Source organism: Tessaracoccus sp. MC1627 (assembly GCF_014164725.1).
Classification (GTDB): domain Bacteria; phylum Actinomycetota; class Actinomycetes; order Propionibacteriales; family Propionibacteriaceae; genus Arachnia.
Map to the genome: position 1 here is coordinate 217,932 of NZ_JACJGA010000005.1, position 14,517 is coordinate 232,448.

Genomic DNA, 14,517 nt, shown 5'->3' on the forward strand with positions numbered 1-14,517 from the left:
CGCCGTGCGACGACTGTAGATCGAAAATCTATAGGCGTCAAGGTTTTAGCGAGGCGGGTGCTAGGGTCCAGGCATGGCGAGTGTCCGGGGTGAGTACCGCAAGAGCGCGCAGCGACGCGAGGAGGTGCTCGACGCCGCCTTCCGCGTGTTCTCGCGGGTGGGCTTCACCAACGCGTCGGTGAGCGAGATCGCGCGCGAGGTGGGCATGAGTCAGCCCGGGCTGCTGCATCACTACGAGTCAAAGCTCGCCATGCTCCTGGCGGTGTTCGAGCGCCGCGACCAGACCGCACAGGACATCCTGGGTGGCCGCCGCGACATCGAGTTCCTCCGCGGGTTGGTGGAAATCTCCCGCCGGAACAACGACAAACGCGAGTTGATCAGGTTCTACACCGTGATTGCCGGCGAAGCGACCAGCCCGGACCACCCTGCGCACACCCGATTCAAGGAGCGCTTCGAGCTCATCGTGAAGGAGACCATGCAGGCCTTCGAGGACCTGCGTGAGCTCGGCAAGCTGCGCGAGGGCGTGGACCCGCGCGCTGCCGCAATCAGCTGTGTGTCGATGGTCGAGGGGTTGCAGCTGCTGTGGCTCAACGATCTCCCCGGCATCGACATGGCCGAGGACATGCGCCGTCATATGCAGGGGTTCCTGACCGTCGAGCTCTGAACCTGTCGGAAGTCCACTCCAAAATCTTATGACTGGAATAATTTCAAGGTTTGTCGTAGCGTGATCGACGACGGTGCGCAGACGCCCGTCCACTCTGTGAGAGGCAGACCATGACCCAGCCCAGAATCGCGCGCGTCGCCCTCACCCGGCATGCCGGCCCCACATCCACCACGCCCACCCCGGCGCTGAGTTGGACGGTCGAGAGCGGTGAGCCTGGATGGTCGCAGTCCTGGGCCGAGCTTAGGGCCGACGGCGCTGTGATGCGTGTCGAGGGATCTGGTACGCACGCGGTTGCGTGGCCCTTCGAGCCGCTCTCCCCGCGCGAGGTGCGAGCCCTTCAGGTCCGCAGCGGTGGGGTCGACGGGTCCGTGACTCTGTGGAGCGACGAGCTGATGATCACCGCGGGCCTCCTCGCCGACGGCGAGTGGGTGGCGGAGTTCGTTGCGCTCGCCGAGCCGGAGCGCGTCGCACAGCCGGTGTGGCTCCGCCACGAGTTCACCCTGGCCGAGGCGCCCGTCGCCGCCTTCCTCTACGTCACCGCTCTCGGCGCGCACGAGACCACGCTGAACGGCGAGCCCGTCAGCGACCACGTGCTCCCGCCAGGATGGACCCCCTACGACAAGCGGCTGGTCTTCGACACCCACGAGGTCACGGCCTCGCTCCGCGCCGGCGCCAACACGGTCGCGGCCGCGGTGGCGGGGGCGTGGCGCACCGAGGCCTACGGGTTCTTCGGCCGTCCGCGCCGTGTGTACGGCGAGCAGCCGAGCTTCGCGGCGCAACTCCACCTGCGCTTCGCTGACGGCTCGGAGCGCGTGATCGCCACCGGACCGGAGTGGCTGGCGCGCGGAGACCTGGAGATCGTCGACTCAGGCATCTACCGGGGCGAGACGGTGGATCTTCGCCGCGCACTCGCTGGCTGGAACCTCCCCGGCTCCGGTGCCGACGGTTGGGCGCCGGTGCGCGTCGAAGCCGTCGGCCTGGTCCCCGAACCGAAACTCGCCCCGCCGGTCCGCTGCACCGAGGAACTGCCCGTGCGCGAGGTGCTCACCACGCCGTCGGGGGCCACCGTGCTGGACTTCGGGCAGAACCTCGTCGGCCGGCTGCGGCTGACGGTCGACCTGCCCGCGGGCACCACGCTGAAACTCCGCCACGCGGAGGTGCTTGAGGACGGCGAACTCGGCGTCCGCCCGTTGCGTGACGCAGTGCAGACCGACAGTTTCACGCTTCCGGGGGGCCCGGTCGTCCTGGAGCCGCGCTTCACCTTCCACGGCTTCCGCTACGCGGAGATCTCCGGCTGGCCCGGCGGGGTGGACCCGTCCGCCGTCACCGCCCGCGTGCTGCACAGCGACTTACGCCCCACCGCGACCTTCCAGTGCTCAGAACCCCTGGTCAACCGCCTCCACGAGAACGTGGTCTGGGGCATGCGCGGCAACTTCCTCTCCGTGCCCACGGACTGCCCGCAGCGTGACGAGCGGCTGGGCTGGACGGGCGACCTTCAGGTGTTCTCGCCCACCGCCACCACCCTGTTCGACTGCAGCGGATTCCTCGCCGACTGGCTCCGCGACCTCGCCGTCGAGCAGGCAGCCCACGGCGGCCTTGTGCCGTTCGTCGTCCCGGACGCGCTCGCCGACGAGGTCAAGCCGACGGCGGCCTGGGGCGACGCGGCGACCCTCGTGCCCTGGGCGCTGTGGGAGCGCTACGGAGACCCGCAGGTACTCGCCGACCAGTTCGACTCGATGCGCACCTGGGCCGACCGGCTGCTCGAGCAGGCCGGCGACGACCTCCTCTGGGAGGGGTCAATGCAGTTCGGCGACTGGCTGGACCCGACGTCGCCCCCGGATGCGCCGGGGGAATCGAAGGTGTCGCGGGATATCGTCGCCTCCGCCTACGTGGCGCGCTCCTGCCGGGTGGTCGCCGACGCGGCGGCTGTGCTCGGGCGGGACGCCGACGCCGCCCACTACGCCGAACGCGCCGACGCCGTCGCCGCTGCCTTCCGTGCCGCGTACGTGACGCCCGCCGGGCGGATGATGTCCGACGCCCCCACCGCCTACGCACTGGCCATCGGGTTCGACCTGGTGACCGAGCCGACGCTGAGGCAGGCGCTGGGGGACCGGCTCGCCGAGCGGGTCCGGGCCGCCGGGTACACGATCGCGACCGGATTCGTCGGCACGCCGCTCATCCTGGGGGCGCTCACGGGCACCGGCCACGCCGAGGCCGCTGGCAGGTTGCTGCTGCAGACCCAGTGCCCGTCCTGGCTGTACCCGGTCACGATGGGCGCCACCACCATCTGGGAGCGCTGGGACTCGATGCTGCCCGACGGCTCCATCAACCCCGGCGAGATGACGTCGTTCAACCACTACGCGTTCGGCTCGGTGGCGGATTGGCTGCACCGCTCGCTGGTGGGGTTGTCGCCGCTTGCGCCGGGCGGTTCGGTGTTGCTGGTGCAGCCGACGCCGGTGCCAGGGATCGAGTGGGCCCGCGCGGAGCACGACACGCCGTACGGTTCCGCGTCGGTGCACTGGCGGCGTGCGGGGGAAAGCCTTGTGGTCGACGTCGTGGTGCCCGCGAACGCGACCGCGGAGGTACGGCTTCCTGGGCTCGACCCCGTCGAGGTGGGCTCGGGTGCGCACCGTTTCGAGTCGCAGTACCCACGGTTCCGCGAGGCGGCGGGGTTGCTGTCGGTGCGCTCGACGTTGGCGGATCTGGTGGACCGGCCGGCGGCGGTCGCGGCGATCCGCGAGGAGCTGACCTCCTTCGCGCCGGGGTATGCGAACGGCTTCTTCGCGCGGACCTCGTGGACGGAGGGCAGTCGGCTCAGCGACGTGCTGTTCGGGGTGCCTCCGCACGTCCGGGCCCGGCTCGACGAGCGGTTGTCGGCCCTCTGACCTGCCACCCCTCCGCAGAGTGTGGATTCAGGGATGGTAGACCGACGCTGAGGCCACACTCCGCGAGCACCCTGTCTCGCCACCGCGCAGCCCGGCGGCTCAGGTTTCTGAGGCTTCGAGGCCGCTGCGCGGCTCCTCAGCCAACGGGGCAGGCCACACCCGCTGGCTGAGGCGCGACGAGCGAAGCGAGGAGCCTCGAAGCCTCAGAAAGGTGACCTTGTCGGCCTACGTTTTCGAGGCTTCGAGGCCGCTGCGCGGCTCCTCAGCCAACGGGGCAGGCCGGCGCCCCGCACCTCAGCCAATGGAAGACGGCTCACGGGCAGGTCGCCTCAAAGCTTCCCGGGACCGCTTCCATGAGGTCGGTCTCATAGTCAACGAACCCCACCTCTCCGCTGGCCTCCTTGCCGCTGAGGTTAATGAACTCGTCCGCGTTCGTGTCGGAGTCCCAGCTGACGGTCGGATCCTCGAAGTTCTCGACGTCGTGGATGCTGGCGGAGTGCCCGAACTCGTCGATGGACAGGTAGAACTGGACGCCGTCGGCGATCGCGGACAGCACGAACTCGGCTCCCTCCTGGCCGATTTCGTCCGGGCCGAACGCGCACAGGACGCCGTCGAAGTCCCAGGTCTCATCGCCGATGGTGAGGGAGGCGGAGCCGCCGGTCTGTTGCCCCTCGAGGTTGTCGGCCATGTCGGAGAAGTCCTCCGCCATCTCAGAGGCGTTCTCCTCCAGCTCATCGACCGATACGCTGCCCGGATCGGCGGCCGCAGACGAGGCCGCGGCGCCTACCTCCGACGCGATGTCGCTGGCGGCGGGCGCATCGTCGGCCCCTCCGCAGGCGGTGACGCCGAGCGCAAGTGCGGCGGTGAGGGCGAGCAGACGGGACTGCGAGCGGATGGACATGTCCAGACCTCCGGTTCGGTGACGTCCATCCAGCGTAGGGCGTTGCGCTCGTACGTCCACCGGTGTCTGTCGAACGGTGCGCCGGGGCACAGATGACGGCGGGCCAAAAGTCGTGCCGCGCAACTATCGGCCGGCATCTCCACTGATCAGCGCTGCCACGGCTCGTTGGTCAACGAGAGGGCGATGTCGTAGGCGCCGCCCGACACCGAGCCCCACCCCGAGGTCGCGACGGTCTGCCCATCGCCCGCGACAAGGTTGTACACCCGCGTGTCCCGTGGGGTGCCGGTGACGCAGCTCGACCCCACGGAGAGTGTCGCGGCAGACCTGGAGTGGACCACGTGATCGACGAGGGACAGCTCCGTGACCACCCGCACCGACGTCTCGCCTCCCGCGCAGAGCTCGTGGGTGTACGTGTCGGTGGGACGCAGGGAGGTGAGCACGATGTCGGGCTCGATGAAGATGAGCTTCTTCGTCTTGTCGGAGGCGACGATGTTGCGGTCGATGACATTGAGGTCCACGCGTAGCGACACGGCTCGCCGCACCTCGTCGGCATCGGCGGAAGGCGAAGGCCCTGAGGCGTCGGCTGTGGGGGTTGCGCCAGCCGACGGGAAGCCCTCCGGTACGAGGATGCTCGGGAACACAGGTATGGGCTGGAGTGGGACAAGTACCGTGCCCGTCCCTGTTGAGTCCGCCACGGTCACGATCTCAGAGGTGAGGATCGTCCCGAACTGTCTCCCGTCCGGCGCTCGCAGCTGCCACGCCCCCCGGTGGTCCCCGGGCTCGCCCGGCGTCGTCACGCTCACGGTGATGTCGGCAGTCCCTCCGGGCACGATCGGGCGAACTGTAGGAGTTGGACCGGCGGGGCTGAGGTCTCCGTCGAGGTGGATGAGTTCCGTACCCTCCGGCCAGTTGCCACAGCCGGTGTTGACCAGCCGCCAGCTTTTGTCGAAGGTGGTGTCGACCGGCAGCTGGGTGCCGTCCGGCGCGCTCAGGTGTCCGGCCAAGGCCGCGTCCGGCGTGCAGTCTGGCTCGTCAGGTGTCGCGGCAACGGAACTCGCAGCAACGGTGGGCGTGGAGTCAACGGCTCGCGACGGTTGGGGCTGGGCCGTCGAGGCTCCCAGCGTGATGGAGGCGCTGCACCCGGTGGCCACTGCGCACAGCGTCAGAGCGGCAATCCATCCTCGTGTCATCAGAGCACCCCCGGTGGTCGATTGTCGGGTCAGCCTATCCCGGGGGACCGACCTCCGAAGACGGACGCGGGACCTCACGAGATGGATCGCTGGAACCGCCCACGGCTCGGCGTCGGATGACCTGCGTGTCAGCAGCCGCAGGACTGACGCAGAATCAACTCTGGCTGCAGGACTACGCCTTTGCGCCTCGGGTCCAGGAGCCCGTCCACCGCGGCCTTGGCCATGTCCGCCATCGGGACGCTGGCCGTGGTCAACGGCGGGATGGTGAACTCCGCCTCCGGTGATCCGTCGAACGATGCGATGGCCACGTCGCCCGGGATGGAGCGCCCCGCGGCCGTGAGGCCCGAGATGAGCCCGATGGCCTGCTGGTCCGACATCGTGAACACCGCCGTGCAGTCAGGGAACTCTTCGACCATCCGGGCCGCCGCCTCGCGTCCGGCGGCGAGCGACCAGTTGACGCGCATCAGCGCGTCGGCGCGCAGCCCTGCGGCGCCCAGCACGTCGCGCCAGGCCCGCTCGCGGTCGTCCACCACGCGGTGGTCCGTGGGCGTGTCCGAGCCCGCGACCAGCGCGATCCGACGATGACCGTGCACCTCGACGAGGTGGCGCACCGCATCGCGGGCGCCGGCGTAGAAGTCCGGAAGCACCGAGGTGTCGTCGATGTCCGGTGGCACGAGGGAAAGCCGAACCATGGTGATCTTGTTGCGCAGGATCACCTCGAGGGCGGCCTGTTCCGGAACAGCGGCCGTGATGATCCCGGCCACGAGGTGGCCGCTGAGCGACTCGATCAGGGCTCCCAGGTGCCCCGTCGCCCCCTGCGCCAGCACCAGGTTGACCCCCCTGGCTCGCGCCTCCACCTCGACGGCCTGCGCCAGCGCCGCGAAGTAGGGGTTCCGGACGTCGGGGACGATCAGCCCCACCAGGTCTGAGCGACCCATGATCAACGAGCGCGCGGCCGCGTTGGGGCGGTATCCGAGCTTGTCGATGGCGTCAAGGACCCGCGCCCGGGTGGCGGGGGCCACCGGACGCGGACCGTTGTTGACCACGTAGCTCACCACCGCTGAGCTCACCCCCGCGAGGCGTGCGACGTCGTCGCGGGTGGCGCCACGCGTGACGCGAGCCGCTTCGCTGGACATCGCACTCCTTCGGATCGGTGTGATCACAGGGTATTGGCCGCCGGCCCCGCCGGGAAACGGGTCAGTCGACGGCCTCCACCAGGTAGATGAGCGCGTGATCCGGATGGACGGAGGCCTCCATCAACCCGGCCGAGGACAGCACGCTGCCAGGCAGCACCACGCCGGCCTCGTCGGCCACGGGCACCAACTTCGGCGGGCGGCCGTGGGTGAGGTCCACGGTCTCCGTGGTCATGTCGCGCTTCACGCCCCACCACGACGGCGGGCGCAGCCCCGACGGAACCCGGCCCACCAGCGCCGGCGACACCCGGTAGCGGCGCTTCGGATCCAGCCCCGGCATCCGCAGCCGCCCCCGGAGGCTGGTGACGTGGGTGGAGACCGCCGCGTAGGAGTAGATGGCCCGGGACCGGTCAGGAGCGACGACTCCCGTGGCGGTCAGCGACTCGTCGGGGAAGTCCAGCCGCACCAGGTCGCCGCCGTGCAGCAGCGAGCGGTGCTCCTTGTGGAAGGCCACCCATTCGGTGAGCTCCTCCAGCTCGGACTCCGACGCCTGGCGCAGGTCCCACTCGATCCCCAGATGCCCGAAGATCGCGGTGGCGGCCCGGAAGTTGAGCTCGTGCGTACGGCCGGTGGTGTGCGAGGTGCCTGAGGCGATGTGCGAGCCCAGCATTTCTGGCGGCAACAGCTGCTGGGTCCAGCGCATCATCTGCTGGCGCTCCAGCGGGTCGATGCAGTCCGAGACCCACACGCGGTCCGTGCGCTGCAGGATGCCGAGGTCCACGCGGGCGCCGCCGGAGGAGCAGGACTCGATCTCCAGGCCGGGGTGGGCGGCCTTCAGCTCGTCGATCAGCCGGTAGACGGCCTGCGTCTGGGCGTGCACGCCCGCCTGGCCGAGGGGGTGGGTCCCGGCGTCGATGAGGTCGCGGTTGTGGTCCCACTTGATGTAGCTGATGTCGTACTCGGCAAGGATCGCGAGCATCTGGTCGCGGATGTAGGCGTAGCACTCGGGGATGCCGAGGTTGATCACCTGCTGGAAGCGGGTCTCCACCGGCATCCGTGAGCCTGTGGCCATGATCCACTCGGGGTGTGCGCGGGCCACGTCGGAGTCCTCGTTGACCATCTCAGGCTCGAACCAGAGCCCGAACTGCATGCCGAGCTCCTTGACGCGGTTGACCAACGGGTGAAGCCCGTCGGGCCACATGTCGGTGGAGACCACCCAGTCGCCGAGGCCGGCGTGGTCGTCGCGGCGGCCGCCGAACCAGCCGTCGTCGAGCACGTAGCGCTCCACGCCGACGGCGGCCGCCTTCTCCGCGAGCTCGAGGAGCGGCTGGAGGGAGTGGTCGAAGTAGACCGCCTCCCACACGTTGATGGTGACCGGGCGCGTCGACGACGGGTGCTGCGGCCGCGACCGCAGGTAGCGGTGGAAGCGGCGCGCCACCTCGTCGAGGCCGACGCCGTAGGAGCCGTACAGCCAGGGGGAGTCGTACGCAGCGCCGGGGGCGAGGGTGACCTCGCCGGGGAGCAGGAGCTCGCCGCCGCCGATGAACTGCTCGCCGGTGAAGCCGCGCTCGGCGATGTGGGTGTGGTTGCCGGACCAGCCCACGTGCACGCCCCATACCTCGCCCTCGGCGAAGCCGAAACCGGGGACGCCGGCGTGGAGGACGGTCGCGGCGTCGGCTCCGGTGCGGCCCTTGCGGCCCTCGCGGACGTGTGCGCCGACGGTGAAGGCGCGGCGCTGCGGCACCCGCTCCTTGGCCCAGCGGCCGGCCTGGTCCTGCAGCTCCGAGGCGACGGTGGGGACGGGGTAGGCGAGGATCAGGTCGTCGACGCGGTAGTCGTCGTCGCCGGTGTTGGTGAGCCGAGCCTGGCTGCGCAGCACGCCGCCGGGGGTGAGCTCGAGGGTGAGGGCCAGCTCGAGGCCGGCCACGTCGTCGGCGGCGAGAACGGTCATGCTGCCGTGCCCGAGCTCCACGAGGGTGGCCTGTTCGGCCGCGGCATCGGTCTCCACGCCGTCGATGAGGAGAGTGTGGGTGACGAACCTCGGCGACCACGCGGCGCCGTCGGCCCGTGACCCGCTGAGCCCGGGGCGACCCATCCAGCCGGCCCAGTGCTCGGGGAGGATCGAGAGGCGGGTGGGGTCGTCGACCATGCTGGGCGCCACCGGCATGACGGCGGTGAGCGCCAGCGCGGTCGCGTCGTCGAGGGTGAGGCTGCCGAGCTCCGGGCCCCAGTGCAGGAGCGCGGGGAGCCTGCCGTCGGTGAGGTCGACGACGACGCCGACCCCCTCTGCGGACAGGGTGACGAACGCGTGGACGCGGTGGCTCATGGTGGGGATCCTCCTGGATCTGAGCGGGTTCTGTGGGGAGTGACCGGCGTGGCTTGAACTGCATTGTCCGTCGATCATCTACGCATGTAGATAACATGGTTGCACCACCCTGTAGACGAACGCAAGCGTCAATTTTGGGAGATAACGATTCTGTAACAGGGTCTTGCTCTACCGATGTGACGCGTGTAGATTTCATCATGCAAACCCGCACACCCCCCGTCAGAGATGCCGGGGCAGTCCCAAAGAGGGGAACGTGGTGAGTACACGAACACTCGAGCACAGCCTCGACACGAACCGTAAGCGCAAGAGCGACCTCCGCACTGCGCTGATGTTCATCGCCCCCGCCGCCGTCGGCTTCGTGGTTTTCTACCTCGTGCCGGCCATCCGCGGTGTCTACTTCAGCTTCACGCAGTACAACATCCTGGGCACCCCCACCTGGATCGGCACCGAGAACTTCGAGAAGATCGCGGTTGATCCGCTGTTCTGGAACGCCATGTGGGTGACCATCGGCTACGTGCTGCTCAACATCGGCTTCCAGACGGTCATCGCGATCATGCTGGCCGTGATGATGCAGCGGCTGACCAAGTCCATCGCGCTGCGCGGTGCGCTCCTGCTGCCGTGGCTGATCTCCAACGTCATCGCCGCCATGCTGTGGTTCTGGCTGCTGGACTACCAGATCGGCCTGTTCAACCAGATCATCGAGTGGATGGGCGCCTCCCGGATCGCTTTCTTCGCCGACGAGGCGTGGGCCATCCCCACCATCGCCTTCGTCAACGTGTGGCGGCACATGGGCTACACCGCTCTGCTGGTGTTCGCCGGCCTGCAGACCATCCCGAAGTACATCTACGAGGCCGCCTCCATCGACGGCGCCTCCGAGTGGACGTCGTTCTGGAAGATGACGCTGCCGCTGCTTCGCCCCGTGCTCGCGATGATCCTGGTCATCACGGTCACCGGCTCGTTCCAGGTGTTCGACACCGTGGCAGTGACCACTCGCGGCGGACCCGTCAACGTCACCCGCGTGATGCAGTACTACATCTACCAGAAGGCCTTCGGTGAAGGTCAGTTCGGCTACGGCAGCGCCCTGGCCGTCATCCTCTTCATCATCCTCGCCGTCCTGGCTGCCATCCAACTGCGGATGTTGCGTGCCGGCGAGTCGGACCTGGCGTAAAGGAGTCCCATCATGGCCAATCACGCTGACACCACCACCGACGCACCGGTGAGGAAACGCAACAAGATGAGCGCTGGGCGGATCCTCGCCTGGGCGGTGATGATCGCCTTCCTGATCCTCTCGCTCTTCCCGTTCTACTGGATGCTGCGCACCGCACTGTCGACCAGCCGGTCGCTGTCGTCGGACCCGTCGTCCCTGCTACCCGTCGACTTCACGTTCGGCGCCTTCGAGCGCGTGCTCGGGCTCGCCACCCAAGAGGAGGCCATCGCCGAGGGCGGCTCCGGCGCGTCGGTGAACTTCTGGCTCTACCTGCGCAACTCGGTCATCTACGCCGGTGCGGTGACGCTCGGCCAGGTGTTCTTCTCCGCGATGGCCGCCTACGCCTTCGCTCGCCTCCGCTGGCCCGGACGCAACCTCGTGTTCGGCATCTTCCTCGGCGCACTGCTGGTGCCGCCGATCTTCACCAGCCTCCCCAACTTCCTGCTGATCAAGAACCTCGGCCTGCTCAACACCTTCCCGGGCATGATCCTGCCGACGTTCCTCATGACTCCGTTCGCCATCTTCTTCCTGCGCCAGTTCTTCCTGGGCATCAACCGGGAGATCGAGGAGTCTGCCTCGCTCGACGGGGCAGGGCCCTGGCGCACGTTCTTCAAGATCATCCTGCCGATGAGCACCGCGCCCATCACCACCCTGGGGATCCTCACCTTCATCACCACCTGGAACGACTACTTCTGGCCGCTTCTGGTGGGCAACTCAGAGGGCACCAAGGTGCTCACCGTCGCGCTCGGCGTGTTCAGGTCTCAGACCCCCGCCGGCTCGCCGGACTGGGCCGGCCTCATGGCCGCCACCCTCGTGGCAGCGGTCCCCGTCCTCATCCTGTTCTTCATGTTCGCCCGCAAGATCATCGATTCGATCGGCTACTCGGGCAGCAAGTAGCCCGCGGTAGTCACCCTCCCTCCGTCCGCCCTCTCTCCCCACCCCTTCCCGAAAGGAACAGCAATGCCGAAGTTCACCCTCCGCAAGGCCGGCACCGCCCTCGCGGCAGTCACCGCCCTGTCCCTGTCGCTGACCGCTTGTGGCGGCGACACCGAGCCCACCGCCACCACCGGCGGCGGCGAGGCCATCGACACCAGCGCCGCCTCCGGCGAGATCGACTACTGGCTCTGGGACAACAACCAGAAGCCCGCCTACGAGCAGTGCGCCGCCGACTTCGCCGCTGAGTCCGGCGTCACCGTCACCATCACCCAGTACGCCTGGGACGATTACTGGTCCGGCATCACCAACGGCTTCGTGGCCGGCACCGCCCCGGACGTGTTCACCAACCACCTGTCGCGGTACCCGGAGTTCGTCACCCAGGGCCAGCTGCAGTCCCTGACTGCCACCCTCGAGGCCGACGGCGTGGATGTCGACGGCTACCAGGAGGGCCTCGCGGACCTCTGGGTGGGCCAGGACGGCGAGCGCTACGGCCTGCCGAAGGACTTCGACACCGTCGCCATCTTCTACAACAAGGCCCTCATCGCCGACGCCGGCGTCGACGAGGCCGAGTTGGCCACCCTCGAATGGAACCCTGAGGACGGCGGCACCTACGAGGAGATGATCGCCCACCTCACCATCGACACCAACGGTGTTCGCGGCGACGAGCCCGGCTTCGACAAGGATAGGGTCGCGGTGTACGGCCTCGGCCTCGACGGAGGCTCGGGCGGCGGCAACGGCCAGACGCAGTGGAGCATGTACACCGGCACCACGGACTGGACCATGACCGACAAGAACCCCTGGGGCACCAAGTACAACTACGACGCCGCCGAGTTCAAGGACACCATCTCCTGGATGGCCTCGCTGGCCGAGAAGGGCTACATGCCCACCGTCGAGGCCGTCACCGGTCAGAGCTCCGGCGACATCTTCGGCGCCGGCAAGTACGCCATGATCACCAACGGCTCGTGGATGATCAACCAGATGTTCGGCTACACCGGCATCGAGACCGGCCTGGCCCCCACCCCCACCGGCCCCTCCGGTGAGCGCGCCTCCATGTACAACGGCCTGGCTGACTCCGTGTGGGCCGGCTCGGACAACAAGGCCGCGGCCATCAAGTGGGTTGAGTACCTCGGCTCGGCTGCCTGCCAGGACATCGTCGGCGAGGCCGGCGTCGTCTTCCCGGCCATCCCGTCGGCCACCGAGAAGGCGCAGGCTGCCTTCGCGGATCGTGGGATCGACGTGGAGCCGTTCCTGGTGCACGTGAACGAGGGCACCACCTTCCTGTTCCCGATCACCGACTACGCCTCGCAGATCACCGGCATCATGCAGCCGGCGGTCGACGCGGTGTTCACCGGTGCGGCCGACGCCGACTCCCTGGATGCGGCAAACGAGCAGGTCAACGCCCTGTTCAACGGCTGATCTACTGATTGACGAGGGGCCGGGCGGGTGACCGCCCGGCCCCTTCGTCTGGTCCGAGTTGAGCAAATGGCAGGGGTCGCGGTGAGGCCCACGCTCAGGTCACGCGTGGGGGACTCCGCGACCCCTGCCATTTGCTCAAACCACCCCACCCCACAGGAGAAGTCATGGCAACTCTGAGCGTCCCGACGCCCGACCTGATCCGGGTCCAGCGGGGGCCCCGCGGCGCTTGGCGCAGCCCGTCCGAGGCCGCCGTCGTCGACCTGCGTCCTGACGGCGGGGGACTTGCCGTCAACGTCTCCGTCGCGACCGGCGTGGTGCTGAGCCGGGTCCATCTCCGCTGGCGCCGCCCGGTGCCATCCGACGCGCTGGTCCTCGGTGACGAGTGGGAGCGCAGCTACGGCGACGCCTGCTGGCAGCCGCTCCGCGCCGAGGCCGTCCATCCATGGATGGTGCTGATCCACTCACCGTCGGCCGCCACCACCTGGGGCGCGGGCGTCGACGTCCGCGCGGGATCGTTCGCGTTCTGGACGGTGGACGACGCCGGGGTGTCGCTCTGGCTCGACCTCCGCGCCGGCTCGGACCCCGTCGAGCTCGGGGACCGCGAGCTGACCGCCGCCGTCGTCCGCTTCGTCGACGGTGGGCCCGCCTTCGCGACCCAGGGCGAGCTGGCCTCGGCACTCTGCCGCGACCCTCGCCCTTCCGGACCCCTCGTCGGCGCCAACAACTGGTACTACGCCTACGGTCGCGGGTTCGACGCCGACGCGGTGGTGCGCGACGCGAGGACCGTCGCCGAGCTCGTCGGCGACCATCCCGTCCGACCCTTCGGCGTCGTCGACGACGGGTGGAGCCTCGACGGCACCGCCGACGGACTGCCGGCCTCCGGCGGCCCGTGGGACGTGGGCCGCGCGATCGAGTTCCCGGACATGGCGGAGGTGGCGGCGAGGATCGCGGCAGAGGGCGTGCGGCCCGGGATCTGGTTCCGGCCGCTGCAGCACCGCTGGCAGCCCGAGGCCGGCGGGCTGCGTCCGTGGGAGGGCGGCTGGGCGCTGGACCCCAGCCACCCCGCGACCCTCGAGCGCGTCGCCGATGACGTGCGTCGGATCCGCGGCTGGGGCTTCGAGCTGATCAAGCACGACTTCTCCACCTTCGAGGCGCTCGGCCAGTGGGGCCCGACGATGGGCCCGCGACCCATCGCCGACGGCGTCCACGTGCACGACCGGACCCGGACCACCGCCGAGGTGCTGGTGGACTTCTACCGGGCGATCAGGGTCGCGGCGGGCGACGGCGGGGTGGTGCTGGGCTGCAACGTGGTCGGGCACCTGGCGGCCGGCCTCGTCGAGGCGCAGCGCACCGGCGACGACACCTCCGGTCTGGTGTGGGAGCGGACCCGGCGCGTGGGGGTCAACACCCTGGCGTTTCGGGCGGCCCAGCACGGGCGGTTCTTCACGGTCGACGCGGACTGCGTGCCCAGCACGCCCGGGACGGACTGGGGGAAGAACCGCCAGTTCCTGGACCTGATCGCACGGTCTGGGACGGCGCTGTTCGTCTCGGTGGACCCTGTGACAAGGACTGATGCGGTGGACGCCGACCTGTCGGCGGCGCTGCGGCTGGCGCTCGACGGCGGGGCGCCCGGGGGAGTGGAGCCGCTCGACTGGCTGCACACGTCGACCCCGTCGCTATGGCGATCGGGCAGTGAGACGGTGCGCTACGAGTGGATGGCCGACGAGGGGTCGGACCCCTTCGACGCAACGGGGGACGCCGCCCCGCCCGCCGCTGAGGACACCGCGGGCTGAGGCGTGAACAGCGGCGCTCCTCGCCATCGTCAAGAACGCAGCATGGCCGGTGTGATTTCTGAGGAA

General features: G+C 69.2%; 10 protein-coding genes. 6 read left to right on the forward strand and 4 right to left on the reverse strand.

Annotation, left to right across the window (positions count from 1 at the left end; genetic code table 11):
• The first annotated feature begins 73 nt into the window (after positions 1 to 73).
• Both H5399_RS12115 and H5399_RS12120 read left to right on the forward strand, forming a co-directional pair.
• Positions 74 to 664 carry a TetR/AcrR family transcriptional regulator gene (locus H5399_RS12115; protein ID WP_182783299.1) on the forward strand — a complete coding sequence of 197 codons (591 nt, stop codon included), beginning with the start codon at positions 74 to 76 and terminating at the stop codon, positions 662 to 664.
• A gap of 110 nt (positions 665 to 774) precedes the next feature.
• Positions 775 to 3,549, forward strand: coding sequence for a family 78 glycoside hydrolase catalytic domain (locus H5399_RS12120; RefSeq protein WP_182783300.1), 2,775 nt, complete (start codon positions 775 to 777; stop codon positions 3,547 to 3,549).
• A gap of 313 nt (positions 3,550 to 3,862) precedes the next feature.
• Here the strand turns inward: H5399_RS12120 and H5399_RS12125 are convergent, their stop codons facing one another.
• The 4 genes from H5399_RS12125 to H5399_RS12140 all read right to left on the reverse strand — a co-directional run bounded on the left by H5399_RS12125 (position 3,863) and on the right by H5399_RS12140 (position 9,099).
• Positions 3,863 to 4,450, reverse strand: a complete 588-nt coding sequence (locus H5399_RS12125) for a hypothetical protein (protein ID WP_182783301.1) — start codon at positions 4,448 to 4,450, stop codon at positions 3,863 to 3,865.
• Positions 4,451 to 4,596: 146 nt separating this feature from the next.
• Entirely contained in the window at positions 4,597 to 5,640 is a 1,044-nt protein-coding gene (locus H5399_RS12130) for an NBR1-Ig-like domain-containing protein (protein WP_182783302.1), read from the reverse strand.
• Positions 5,641 to 5,768: 128 nt separating this feature from the next.
• Entirely contained in the window at positions 5,769 to 6,776 is a 1,008-nt protein-coding gene (locus H5399_RS12135) for a LacI family DNA-binding transcriptional regulator (protein WP_182783303.1), read from the reverse strand.
• Between the two features lie 61 nt (positions 6,777 to 6,837).
• Positions 6,838 to 9,099, reverse strand: coding sequence for an alpha-galactosidase (locus tag H5399_RS12140; RefSeq protein WP_182783304.1), 2,262 nt, complete (start codon positions 9,097 to 9,099; stop codon positions 6,838 to 6,840).
• A 256-nt stretch (positions 9,100 to 9,355) separates the two neighbouring features.
• On the opposite strand from H5399_RS12140, the gene H5399_RS12145 reads away from it, so the two are divergent.
• The 4 genes from H5399_RS12145 (at position 9,356) to H5399_RS12160 (ending at position 14,451) form a co-directional block, all read left to right on the forward strand.
• A complete protein-coding gene (locus tag H5399_RS12145; RefSeq protein WP_370585765.1) occupies positions 9,356 to 10,267 on the forward strand; it encodes a carbohydrate ABC transporter permease in 912 nt (303 codons plus the stop codon).
• A 12-nt stretch (positions 10,268 to 10,279) separates the two neighbouring features.
• On the forward strand, positions 10,280 to 11,203 hold the full coding sequence (locus tag H5399_RS12150; protein WP_182783305.1) for a carbohydrate ABC transporter permease: 924 nt from the start codon (positions 10,280 to 10,282) through the stop codon (positions 11,201 to 11,203).
• A 63-nt stretch (positions 11,204 to 11,266) separates the two neighbouring features.
• On the forward strand, positions 11,267 to 12,658 hold the full coding sequence (locus H5399_RS12155) for a sugar ABC transporter substrate-binding protein (RefSeq protein WP_182783306.1): 1,392 nt from the start codon (positions 11,267 to 11,269) through the stop codon (positions 12,656 to 12,658).
• Positions 12,659 to 12,822: 164 nt separating this feature from the next.
• Positions 12,823 to 14,451 (forward strand): hypothetical protein, encoded by a 1,629-nt coding sequence (locus H5399_RS12160; RefSeq protein WP_255422284.1) that lies wholly within the window; start codon positions 12,823 to 12,825, stop codon positions 14,449 to 14,451.
• Positions 14,452 to 14,517: the final 66 nt, after the last annotated feature.

Bases quoted from the DNA above. Each gene is read 5' to 3' on its own strand.
- H5399_RS12115 (WP_182783299.1), top strand. From the start codon at position 74: ATGGCGAGTGTCCGGGGTGAGTACCGCAAGAGCGCGCAGCGACGCGAG.
- H5399_RS12120 (WP_182783300.1), top strand. From the start codon at position 775: ATGACCCAGCCCAGAATCGCGCGCGTCGCCCTCACCCGGCATGCCGGC.
- H5399_RS12125 (WP_182783301.1), bottom strand. From the start codon at position 4,450: ATGTCCATCCGCTCGCAGTCCCGTCTGCTCGCCCTCACCGCCGCACTT.
- H5399_RS12130 (WP_182783302.1), bottom strand. From the start codon at position 5,640: ATGACACGAGGATGGATTGCCGCTCTGACGCTGTGCGCAGTGGCCACC.
- H5399_RS12135 (WP_182783303.1), bottom strand. From the start codon at position 6,776: ATGTCCAGCGAAGCGGCTCGCGTCACGCGTGGCGCCACCCGCGACGAC.
- H5399_RS12140 (WP_182783304.1), bottom strand. From the start codon at position 9,099: ATGAGCCACCGCGTCCACGCGTTCGTCACCCTGTCCGCAGAGGGGGTC.
- H5399_RS12150 (WP_182783305.1), top strand. From the start codon at position 10,280: ATGGCCAATCACGCTGACACCACCACCGACGCACCGGTGAGGAAACGC.
- H5399_RS12155 (WP_182783306.1), top strand. From the start codon at position 11,267: ATGCCGAAGTTCACCCTCCGCAAGGCCGGCACCGCCCTCGCGGCAGTC.
- H5399_RS12160 (WP_255422284.1), top strand. From the start codon at position 12,823: ATGGCAACTCTGAGCGTCCCGACGCCCGACCTGATCCGGGTCCAGCGG.